Genomic DNA, 8,845 nt, shown 5'->3' with positions numbered 1-8,845 from the left:
AATCTTAACTTTGATTAGCTCAGATATAAATATTATTATGTAAATTATCCTTAGTTATCGCTTAGAGTTCCACGCTCCCTGGCATACTCCATGTAATGCCTCACCCGGGCCTTTTTCTGCTCGATAGCTTGAATAGTACCTGTCTTTTCGATAATGCCGACTTCTTCGAGCAACTCAATGACTGCAATCAGATCGCAGCACTCACGGGCGATATCCTGCGCCGGTGTACTCTCCTTGTAATTATCCTGTAGCCCGAATCTTATCATCCCGAATGACTCCCGACTTAACCAGCCCATCCATAATCCACTTAGGAGCCATATTATCTTTGTCCCGATCCCGGTCAAGATCAAAGAAGAATGTTATTCGCACTACCGGCTTTTGAATTCGCCTTTTACCCCGAAGTAGAGCTTTCAACAACTCTTCCCAATTTTTTTCCCTCGGCCTTTTTCATGTGATGCCACTTGTCCCAATCGTTAAGGCTTGGCGGCACATCGTAAATCAAAATCGTCAGCTTGCCGTGCTCCTGCTTGACTACCGGCTCCGGCCTCTTGCCTTTCATCTTGGCGTGGCCGATCTTTTTATTTCCCACTATGCCGAGCTTCCGAGCCTCCGAGGCTGTTAGACGAAGCACTACGCCGCGCCTCCCGTCAGCTGCTGTATTACGCTCGTAGTTAATTGCCGTATAGACTCATTTTCAACCTGATCAATTTCACGCTGTCGATACGCCTCATAGACCTTTATAAACCGCGCCATGTCCTGGCCAGGGGTAGTAGTAAAACATAGATTCCTAAATCCTAATGCTCTGACAGCTCGTTCTATGGCCGGATGACTCCATGTTGGTGCTTTATAAGGGTCAAGCTGTTTGCGTACTTCCTCCCATGCCAGTTCTGCCGGCGGTGGTTCGTTAGTGTTTAATGCAAAGCCCTGTACCGCCTTTTGTTGGGAAAAAATCATTGTTAGTGATCAACTTGATTATTGCAGCCTTTCCGACTTCAAGGGGGATAGTAGCCACATAATAGGCGTAAAGATCAATAGTCTGCTCCGGTATCTCTTTAACCGCCTCCCGCCAGTTTACGCTGTATGTAGTCCAGAGCTTTATTATCTGGCTTATCCCTTGGTGCAGAGTGTTTATTCTTTTTCTGATATGTCAGCCAGAGATTTAACTGTGATAATAAAGTCATTCGTCTTACCGGTAATATCAAACTTTTTTCTTGAAAGTCTATGCGTATCAGTACCTGTTGTTATTAATTCAGCCTCACTGAACTTAAAGTTGATTCCAGTAAAAATAGGTCTCGCCGTTGTTTCTGCAACCGCATATGCCATTTTGCGGCATCCATGCTTAGTCCGTATACTAAACCGATTGCTTTCCATGTCATACCGCTATTACGCATATTCAAGAGACTAAAACAGAAAATAGTCGTCGAACAATTGAGATATTCCCCGCTACAATGATAGAAATAAAAAAACATCAGCTTAGATATGGTCAAGACGGTAAAACCGGGTTATTATTCCCTGCTGTTCATGGTAAATACTTACCACCAACGACTTACCTGCGATATTACTTTAAACCAATGCGGGAGAAAGTAAAAATTGAAAAAGGATTCCATGCTTTCCGGCACACACATGCAACCCAACTAATCACGGCAGGTGTTCCTATTCAAGAAGTATCCAGACGATTAGGACATAGCAGAGTATCAACTACATTAGATATATACACTCACGCGGTTAAGGCCGATGAGATAAAAGCCATGCAGGCTATGGATGATATTCACAATCGTTTGAAGTCAGGCAATAAGGCATAAAAAAACAGCCCTTTCTATTGAAAAAGGCTGCTCTAAAAGACACATTTGCACACCAACTGCACACCTACTCTATCAGTCTTGTTGCACACCAACTTTATAAAAAACCTCAAGATGGTTGATTTTACTATGGCGGGAGCGTGTAGGAATCGAACCCACCATGGACGGATTAACGCCCAACGGACAGTTTTGAAGACTGCAGGAGCCACCAGGCCCCATCCACTCCCATACATCTAACGTATATAATATATCATGAGCTATAGAATTATTCAAGGTAGAGAGACTATTGCTCGCAATACGAGCTTTTTTTCTACTAGCAGCAAACATTTCTTGTGTTTTTATGAAAATCTGCTTGACACAGGCTTGCTCAATTTGGTATAGTGACTACAACAAGTAAATGACTTAGGCAATGAAGCCTTCGCAACTAAAGCGAAGGCTTTTTCTGTTTAATTGCCTATTTTTCCGGACAATGGCGTCCTAGAGGTTACTCACCTGTAGGACGCTTTCTGTTTGGGTACATGGGGGGGATGCACTTTCCAGACAATTGCTGTTACCTCAAAAAATCTATTTAAAAGGAAGGGATTACCTATGAAGAGATTGTGGACTATTTTTTCTATGTGTTTATTACTAATGTTTATCCTCGTACCAGTAGTTCTGGCTAGCGATGCGCCAGCTGAGCCACCGGCCATTGATACCGGCGACACTGCTTTTGTTTTAATAAGTGCCGCTCTTGTAATGCTTATGACTCCAGGTTTAGCATTATTTTATGGTGGTATGGTAAGAACCAAGAATGCTCTCAGTACGATCATGCAAAGTTTCTTCATCCTCGGTCTTATAACTGTACAATGGGTTCTTTTCGGTTACTCCTTAGCCTTTGGCCCTGATATCAACCATTTCATTGGCTCCTTAGACTGGGTAGGGCTTAACGGAGTTGGGCAAGAAGCAAACCCTGATTATGCAGCAACAATTCCCCATCAGGCTTTCATGGTTTTCCAAGGGATGTTTGCAGTTATCACTGCAGCCTTAATTACCGGCGCTTTTGCCGAGCGCATGAGATTTCCTGCTTTTGTTGTATTTACCCTGGCCTGGGCAACGTTTGTTTATGACCCTATTGCTCACTGGGTATGGGGCGTTGGCGGTTGGATGCGTGAATTAGGCGTACTTGACTTCGCCGGCGGTACTGTTGTTCATATTATCTCTGGTGTTTCCGGTTTGGTTATTGCTCTGATGATTGGCAAACGTAAAGGGTACGGTACTGATGTTATGATGCCTCATCATCTCCCAATGACTGTTATCGGTGCTTCACTCCTCTGGTTCGGCTGGTTTGGTTTCAATGCCGGCAGCGCACTCTCTGCAAACGGTCTTGCCGCCAGCGCTTTTGCTGTAACTCATATAGCTGCTGCCGCTGCTACTGTTTCCTGGGTATTTACTGAATGGCTGCAGCATGGCAAGCCAACCATCCTCGGTGCAGCTTCTGGTTGTATTGCCGGTCTTGTGGCAATTACCCCTGCTGCTGGTTTTGTCAGCCCCATCCCCGCATTAATTATCGGTCTGGCCGCAGGTGTTATCTGCTTCCTAGCAGTTGCTGTATTAAAAGCTAAACTTGGCTATGACGACGCTCTTGATGCATTTGGCGTACACGGCATTGGTGGTACCTGGGGTGCAATCGCAACTGGATTATTTGCCTCTAAAGCAGTTAACCCGGCAGGTGCTGACGGTCTGTTCTACGGTAATGCAGGTCAGGTTACCACTCAGCTCATCGGTGTTGGTGTAAGCTGGGTAGTGGCTGCAGTCATGACTTTCATCATCTTAAAAGTAATCGGCTTATTTATGCAAGTCCGTGCTACCACTGACCAAGAGGTTCAGGGCCTTGATATTAGTGAACATGGCGAACGTGGCTATGCATATCAAGACTTTATGACAGGTTCCCATATCGGACTTGGCTCATCTAGCCAGGATTCTTCTGCTAAGAAAACAACACTGGCGTAGTGCAGTTTAAAATTACGCTCTGATAAAAGGGGGAAAAAAACGCCATGCCATTAACAAAAATTGAAATTATCACCCGCCCGGAGAAATTAGAAGAGCTCAAAGCAGCTATGAATAAGATTGCAGTTACCGGAATGACAGTAACTCAGGTATACGGTTGCGGCCTCACCAAAGGACATACTGAAGTGTATCGCGGCCAGGAATATAATATTAACCTTGTTCCTAAGGTAAAGGTTGAGATTGTTGTTTGTGAGGTACCGGTGGAACGGGTACTGGAAGCCGCTAAACAGGCTTGTCAAACCGGGAAAATCGGCGATGGAAAAATATTTGTCTATCCAATCGCCAATGCGGTTCGTATCCGTACTGGTGAAGAGGGCGATATTGCTATTGTTGATCCGGCTGACATGCCAAAATAGTTTAGAGACATCAAAACCCCAGGGTAAGTTGAAAACTACCCTGGGGTTTTTTTAATACTTAATCCGCTACTAAGGAAATGGTTGCCAAAATATTTATGATCGCTTACACTATATTTAATTATAGCTTCTTGTTTAGGAGGAAACGACATGAGACCAATAACAAAAATTGAAATTATTACTCGTCCGGAAAAACTTGAAGAACTGAAAGCTGCAATGAACCAGATTGGCGTAACCGGGATGACGGTAACTCAGGTATATGGTTGTGGCCTGACGAAAGGCCACCGGGAAGTTTATCGTGGACAAGAATACAACATCAATTTGGTCCCCAAGGTTAAAGTTGAGATCGTTGTCTGTGAAGTACCGGTAGAACAGGTGCTGGAGGCGGCTAAAACAGCTTGCCGTACAGGAAAAATCGGCGACGGAAAAATCTTTGTTTACCCTATTGCCAATGCGATTCGCATCCGTACCGGCGAAGAAGGCGACATTGCTATCATCGATCCCGCTGACATGGCTAAATAGTACTGAGAAGACAGAAGAGACCCCAGACCTCAACTTAACTGAGCTCTGGGGTCTTCTTATCCGTAATACCATGCATTACAGTTTCTGCAATTCCCACGGCAATGCTTAAAATGGTTTATTACCCTAATATACCTCAGGGTAAATGACTTTTGCCAGTTGTTCGACGCCCTCAGCCAAGCGGAAGGTCGGGCTTGAAACCAGTTTCTCGTCAACAATATAGACTTGTCCCTGTCGCACTGCCTTGATCTTGTCAAACCCGGGACGCTGTTTAATCGAATCCTGGGTAATCCCCGGATTCATCGGACCACGCTGCGCCAGAAAAACGTCAATTTCATCGGCCTTCATCAAGAGTCGCTCACTGCCGTAGGCGGCAATGCTACTGGCAGTTTTTAACGCTTGGGCATCCTCGGCTACGTTTATGCCACCAGCAAGCTTAAGAACGATGCCTGGCATACTCTCTGGTGTAATTGTCCGGTATTCAGTCGCAGTTGACTCAAAGTAGACCCGCTTTTTAGCCGGAGCCTTGGCGGTATGATCAGCAACCTCTTTGAGCTTGCCATGAAAAGCAACCAGTCGCTCAGCAGCCTGTTGCTCCCGGCCTGTCAATATGGCCAGTTTTTTGATGTAACTGTCAAACTCCTCAAACTTCTCAGGGTAAAGGCAAACAACTTTAACATTGGCTTGCTCTAAGATTTTAACAAAATCAGGATAACTTTGCTTGATAAACGGTCTGATAATGACTATGTCCGGCTGTGCGGCCAAAACTTTCTCGGGGTCGGCGCGATAGTCAAACACAGGCTTATTTCTGACAGCCGGATCAGATTCGACCGGGCTGACACCGATAATTTCAGCCTCAAGGCCAAGTGCAATAAGGTTCTCCGTATGGGCCGAATACAAGGATATAATACGTTTAGCAGGCTGTTTGAGAACAATCGTTTGATTTAAATCATCAACAATTGTTACATTCCCCCCAGCGGAATTGGTTATCTGTTTGGAAGCGCCGCAGCCAGCTAAAGTCAACAACAGCACAACTATCCCAACTATGCTCAGTAGCTTGGTTTTCATAGACTCTTCTACCTCCCCTCCACCAGATTGCTTCGCTTACAAGTCTGAAAGTACCGCCAGACCGGTTTCGCCTGCGCGGACCACCTTGATGTTAAATACATCCCGGATGAGTTCAGGGTTGAGTACAACTGAGGCTGGGCCCTGTTCAACCAACCGTCCGGCCTTAAGCACAACAGCCTCTGAACAAAAGACGCTGGCCAAGTTAAGGTCATGGATAATGGCCACAACCGTTAGTCCTTGCTTAGCGCATAATTCCTTGAGCAAGTTCAGACAAGTAATGCTATAGAAAATATCCATATTGGAAAAGGATTCATCCAAAAACAAGATTTCTGGCTGCTGCGCCAAGGCTTTAGCAAATAATACCCGTTGGCGTTCGCCACCGCTTAGTTCTGTAACAAGCCGTCCGGCAAAATCCAGCGTATTCGTAAGCCGCATAACGCTCTCGATGATGTGCAGATCCTCTCCATTTAGACCCTGAAGCCTGGCCTTATATGGAGTACGCCCCATACCGACGATTTCCAGACAGGTATAAGGAAACCTGATATCCATATTTTGCGGTACAATAGCAATATGGCGGGCCAGTTCCTCAATCTTGTAGGAAGTGATATCCCGCCCTTTAATCGTTATATTGCCTGAAGCTGCTTTTAACTGACCTGTAATAATATTGAGCAGTGTCGTCTTACCAGAGCCATTGGGTCCAACAATACCGGTAAAACTGCCTTGCCTGATATTTAGGCTAATATCTCGAAGCACTTGTTTAGCAGTATAGTCAAATTGTATGTTTTCTACTTTTATCATCATAACGCCCCTACCCAAGCGTCTTGTTGCGCATCCTAAAAATATACACAAAGAAAGGCCCGCCTAACAGTGTCGTCAAAACCCCGACAGGTATCTCGATGTTTCCCACTGACCGGCCAAACGTATCGGCCAGCAAGAGCAGCAGGCCACCTGTTAAGCCACATAATGGAATCAGTGCCCTGTTATCCGAACCAGTCAACATCCTGACCATATGGGGCACAATCAGGCCGACAAAACCAATAATACCGCCAATAGCGACACATACAGCCGTAATGAGCGCTCCTGCGCCCAAAAGGGTTGTCCGTAGTCGCGAGGCATTAACGCCTAAGCTGCGGGCCTCACGGTCTCCCAAAGAGAGAATATTGAGATCCTCAGCATAATAATAGCATAAAAAGCAAGCAGCCAAAATTAGCGGCCAGCCATACAGCACGTGCTCCCAGCTTTTAGCCGCCAAACTGCCAATAAGCCAGGCAACGATAGCTGATACCTGCTCACCGGCCAGGCTCTTAACCATGCTGATAGCTGCCGACAGAATGCTGCTGACAATAATCCCGGCGATTACCAGATTCGCAGACGATACATAACCCCCGACACGAGCCATAGACATAACAATTAGCAGTGTAACCACAGCGCCGCCAAAAGCAAACACCGTCACCGGCAGGCCCCCCTGGGCAAAGATGTTAAGATAAATAGCCACACTGGCACCAAAGGCCGCACCGGTTGATACACCCATGGTATACGAGTCAGCCAGCGGATTCATTAACAACGCCTGGAACACAACGCCGGCCACAGCCAATCCCCCACCAACAGCAACAGCGGCTAAAATGCGCGGCAGTCGGATATCCCAGATAATTGCTGTTTGCGCAGCATTAATATTGTGATATACCTCCTGACTGCCGCTGATCTTGCCAAAAATAACACTAGCAGCATCGACCATGCTGATATCAGCCCGGCCAAACCCAACTGCAGCTAAAGCAAACAGTGCTGTTGCCGCTAAGAGAACTAAGCCCGCTATCCGGATCCTAGCCTGTTTACGGTGAAGAAGTGCTGTTAAAGCGCTGCTCATGCCAATGCGTGTTTACTCACTTTGGAGCGTTTGGTCAGAATAGTTGACAGATAGTTCACTTTCTTGCTACCGGCGGTAACCAGGTCATGGATAATTTCTTCACCCTCCAGACCACATTTCGATACCATGACAGCATTCTCCACCATGCCGTGTTTATGCAGTTTTTCAACAATCTCGGCGTAATTTTTGTATACTTTCATAAGGACAACATTATCAGATACAGCCAGTACTTTCTCCAGCCGCTCATCATCGATGGTAGCAGGTACGATGCTCAAAATATCGCCACCTTCAGCCAACGATACGCCGAGGCGGTTACCAATAGCCGAGAACGAGTTAACGCCAGGAATATTGATAATTTCGTGACCTGAATCCTCCAGTAAACGAAACACATACATATATGTGCTATACAGCATAGGATCTCCTAAGGTTAGAAAAGCGACTTTTTTGCCGGCATTTAATAATCCCAGGATTATACCTTTATTGCTCACCCAAGCCTCCGAAAGCGCTTGAGCGTTATAGTTCATTGGGAATACCAGTTCTAAAACCTCACTGCCTTCTTGAATGTATGGCCGTGCAATTGACATAGCCGTACTTTCATCTTTTTTCTCAGTACGGGGAGCAATCACAACATCTGCCGACTTAATGGCATTAATGGCTTTCAAAGTTAGTAATTCGGGGTCGCCGGGGCCTACTCCGACACCGTAAAAAATCCCTGACATAATCTAACAACTCCTTAAAATAATAAATCTCTGACACACGCGCAGGTGTGACAGAGATTATTTGCAAGATTAGACGCAAATCCCCTCCCCATCGCGCGTGGGTGAAAACGGTGATTGTCAAACAGGCAGATCTTCTGACTTAGGTTCATCACCAAACTGCGCCTTCCCAAAATAAGTTATTATTCCAGTGGCTTGTTGCAGCTGGCTCACCATTACAGCGGCGGGACCGTGCCGGTTTCGCACCGGCTTCCCTATTAAGCCCAATCGGGCACCTGTTCCATATTGAATTACTTAAATTGTATGATTAACAGTACTAAAAGTCAAGAAATTTATGTCTACAAGCATATTCCTGATGAAGGCAGCTCTATACTTAAGAACTGCAGCATTAATTGCTAACACTTTTTTTATTTTATATTTTTTGTTATACTTATTTTAACAAAAAATATAAAATATGTAATAGCGAGGAAAAAATGATTA

The 8,845-nt window shown here is 45.5% G+C and carries 13 protein-coding genes, 1 tRNA gene and 1 riboswitch; of the genes, 4 read left to right on the top strand and 10 right to left on the bottom strand.

What is annotated here, in order from left to right; all coding sequences use genetic code 11:
* Nucleotides 1–50 precede the first annotated feature (50 nt).
* The 5 genes from VN379_RS11155 to VN379_RS11135 all read right to left on the bottom strand — a co-directional run bounded on the left by VN379_RS11155 (nt 51) and on the right by VN379_RS11135 (nt 1,323).
* Nucleotides 51–266 (bottom strand): hypothetical protein, encoded by a 216-nt coding sequence (locus VN379_RS11155; RefSeq protein WP_325533781.1) that lies wholly within the window; start codon nt 264–266, stop codon nt 51–53.
* A complete protein-coding gene (locus VN379_RS11150) occupies nt 241–414 on the bottom strand; it encodes a hypothetical protein (RefSeq protein ID WP_325533779.1) in 174 nt (57 codons plus the stop codon). The genes VN379_RS11155 and VN379_RS11150 overlap by 26 nt, the downstream gene beginning before the upstream one ends.
* A complete protein-coding gene (locus tag VN379_RS11145) occupies nt 392–631 on the bottom strand; it encodes a hypothetical protein (protein WP_325533777.1) in 240 nt (79 codons plus the stop codon). The genes VN379_RS11150 and VN379_RS11145 overlap by 23 nt, the downstream gene beginning before the upstream one ends.
* A complete protein-coding gene (locus VN379_RS11140) occupies nt 631–954 on the bottom strand; it encodes a hypothetical protein (RefSeq protein WP_325533775.1) in 324 nt (107 codons plus the stop codon). The genes VN379_RS11145 and VN379_RS11140 overlap by 1 nt, the downstream gene beginning before the upstream one ends.
* Before the next feature lie 174 nt (nt 955–1,128).
* Nucleotides 1,129–1,323: a hypothetical protein gene (locus VN379_RS11135; protein WP_325533773.1), complete on the bottom strand. Its 195-nt coding sequence runs from the start codon at nt 1,321–1,323 to the stop codon at nt 1,129–1,131.
* A 59-nt stretch (nt 1,324–1,382) separates the two neighbouring features.
* Between VN379_RS11135 and VN379_RS11130 the strand changes: the two genes are divergently transcribed.
* On the top strand, nt 1,383–1,802 hold the full coding sequence (locus VN379_RS11130) for a tyrosine-type recombinase/integrase (protein ID WP_325533783.1): 420 nt from the start codon (nt 1,383–1,385) through the stop codon (nt 1,800–1,802).
* Between the two features lie 127 nt (nt 1,803–1,929).
* Here VN379_RS11130 and VN379_RS11125 read toward each other — a convergent pair.
* Nucleotides 1,930–2,026, bottom strand: a tRNA-Sec gene (locus VN379_RS11125).
* A 361-nt stretch (nt 2,027–2,387) separates the two neighbouring features.
* Between VN379_RS11125 and VN379_RS11120 the strand changes: the two genes are divergently transcribed.
* The 3 genes from VN379_RS11120 to VN379_RS11110 all read left to right on the top strand — a co-directional run bounded on the left by VN379_RS11120 (nt 2,388) and on the right by VN379_RS11110 (nt 4,720).
* Nucleotides 2,388–3,788 (top strand): ammonium transporter, encoded by a 1,401-nt coding sequence (locus tag VN379_RS11120; protein ID WP_325533771.1) that lies wholly within the window; start codon nt 2,388–2,390, stop codon nt 3,786–3,788.
* Between the two features lie 44 nt (nt 3,789–3,832).
* Nucleotides 3,833–4,201 carry a P-II family nitrogen regulator gene (locus VN379_RS11115; RefSeq protein WP_325533769.1) on the top strand — a complete coding sequence of 123 codons (369 nt, stop codon included), beginning with the start codon at nt 3,833–3,835 and terminating at the stop codon, nt 4,199–4,201.
* A gap of 147 nt (nt 4,202–4,348) precedes the next feature.
* Complete coding sequence (locus VN379_RS11110; RefSeq protein WP_325533767.1) at nt 4,349–4,720, top strand: P-II family nitrogen regulator; 372 nt, start codon at nt 4,349–4,351, stop codon at nt 4,718–4,720.
* Nucleotides 4,721–4,843: 123 nt separating this feature from the next.
* Here the strand turns inward: VN379_RS11110 and VN379_RS11105 are convergent, their stop codons facing one another.
* From VN379_RS11105 to cobI, 4 genes are read right to left on the bottom strand one after another with little or no spacing between them, the layout of a single operon-like run.
* Nucleotides 4,844–5,785: an ABC transporter substrate-binding protein gene (locus VN379_RS11105; protein ID WP_325533765.1), complete on the bottom strand. Its 942-nt coding sequence runs from the start codon at nt 5,783–5,785 to the stop codon at nt 4,844–4,846.
* 36 nt (nt 5,786–5,821) lie between these two features.
* Entirely contained in the window at nt 5,822–6,586 is a 765-nt protein-coding gene (locus VN379_RS11100; protein ID WP_325533763.1) for an ABC transporter ATP-binding protein, read from the bottom strand.
* 7 nt (nt 6,587–6,593) lie between these two features.
* Nucleotides 6,594–7,649 carry an iron ABC transporter permease gene (locus VN379_RS11095; RefSeq protein WP_325533761.1) on the bottom strand — a complete coding sequence of 352 codons (1,056 nt, stop codon included), beginning with the start codon at nt 7,647–7,649 and terminating at the stop codon, nt 6,594–6,596.
* Nucleotides 7,646–8,368 (bottom strand): precorrin-2 C(20)-methyltransferase, encoded by a 723-nt coding sequence (cobI, locus tag VN379_RS11090; protein WP_325533759.1) that lies wholly within the window; start codon nt 8,366–8,368, stop codon nt 7,646–7,648. Before cobI ends, VN379_RS11095 begins: the two co-directional genes overlap by 4 nt.
* 107 nt (nt 8,369–8,475) lie before the next feature.
* Nucleotides 8,476–8,659, bottom strand: a riboswitch (cobalamin riboswitch).
* Between the last annotated feature and the right edge of the window lie 186 nt (nt 8,660–8,845).

The sequence above is a fragment of the Sporomusa sp. genome (assembly GCF_035561255.1).
Lineage (GTDB): Bacteria > Bacillota > Negativicutes > Sporomusales > Sporomusaceae > Sporomusa.
This window is presented reverse-complemented; position numbering and strand designations above follow the sequence as displayed.

Bases quoted from the DNA above. Each gene is read 5' to 3' on its own strand.
- VN379_RS11115 (WP_325533769.1), top strand. From the start codon at position 3,833: ATGCCATTAACAAAAATTGAAATTATCACCCGCCCGGAGAAATTAGAA.
- cobI (WP_325533759.1), bottom strand. From the start codon at position 8,368: ATGTCAGGGATTTTTTACGGTGTCGGAGTAGGCCCCGGCGACCCCGAA.
- VN379_RS11100 (WP_325533763.1), bottom strand. From the start codon at position 6,586: ATGATGATAAAAGTAGAAAACATACAATTTGACTATACTGCTAAACAA.
- VN379_RS11155 (WP_325533781.1), bottom strand. From the start codon at position 266: ATGATAAGATTCGGGCTACAGGATAATTACAAGGAGAGTACACCGGCG.
- VN379_RS11120 (WP_325533771.1), top strand. From the start codon at position 2,388: ATGAAGAGATTGTGGACTATTTTTTCTATGTGTTTATTACTAATGTTT.
- VN379_RS11140 (WP_325533775.1), bottom strand. From the start codon at position 954: ATGATTTTTTCCCAACAAAAGGCGGTACAGGGCTTTGCATTAAACACT.
- VN379_RS11135 (WP_325533773.1), bottom strand. From the start codon at position 1,323: ATGGCATATGCGGTTGCAGAAACAACGGCGAGACCTATTTTTACTGGA.
- VN379_RS11095 (WP_325533761.1), bottom strand. From the start codon at position 7,649: ATGAGCAGCGCTTTAACAGCACTTCTTCACCGTAAACAGGCTAGGATC.
- VN379_RS11105 (WP_325533765.1), bottom strand. From the start codon at position 5,785: ATGAAAACCAAGCTACTGAGCATAGTTGGGATAGTTGTGCTGTTGTTG.
- VN379_RS11110 (WP_325533767.1), top strand. From the start codon at position 4,349: ATGAGACCAATAACAAAAATTGAAATTATTACTCGTCCGGAAAAACTT.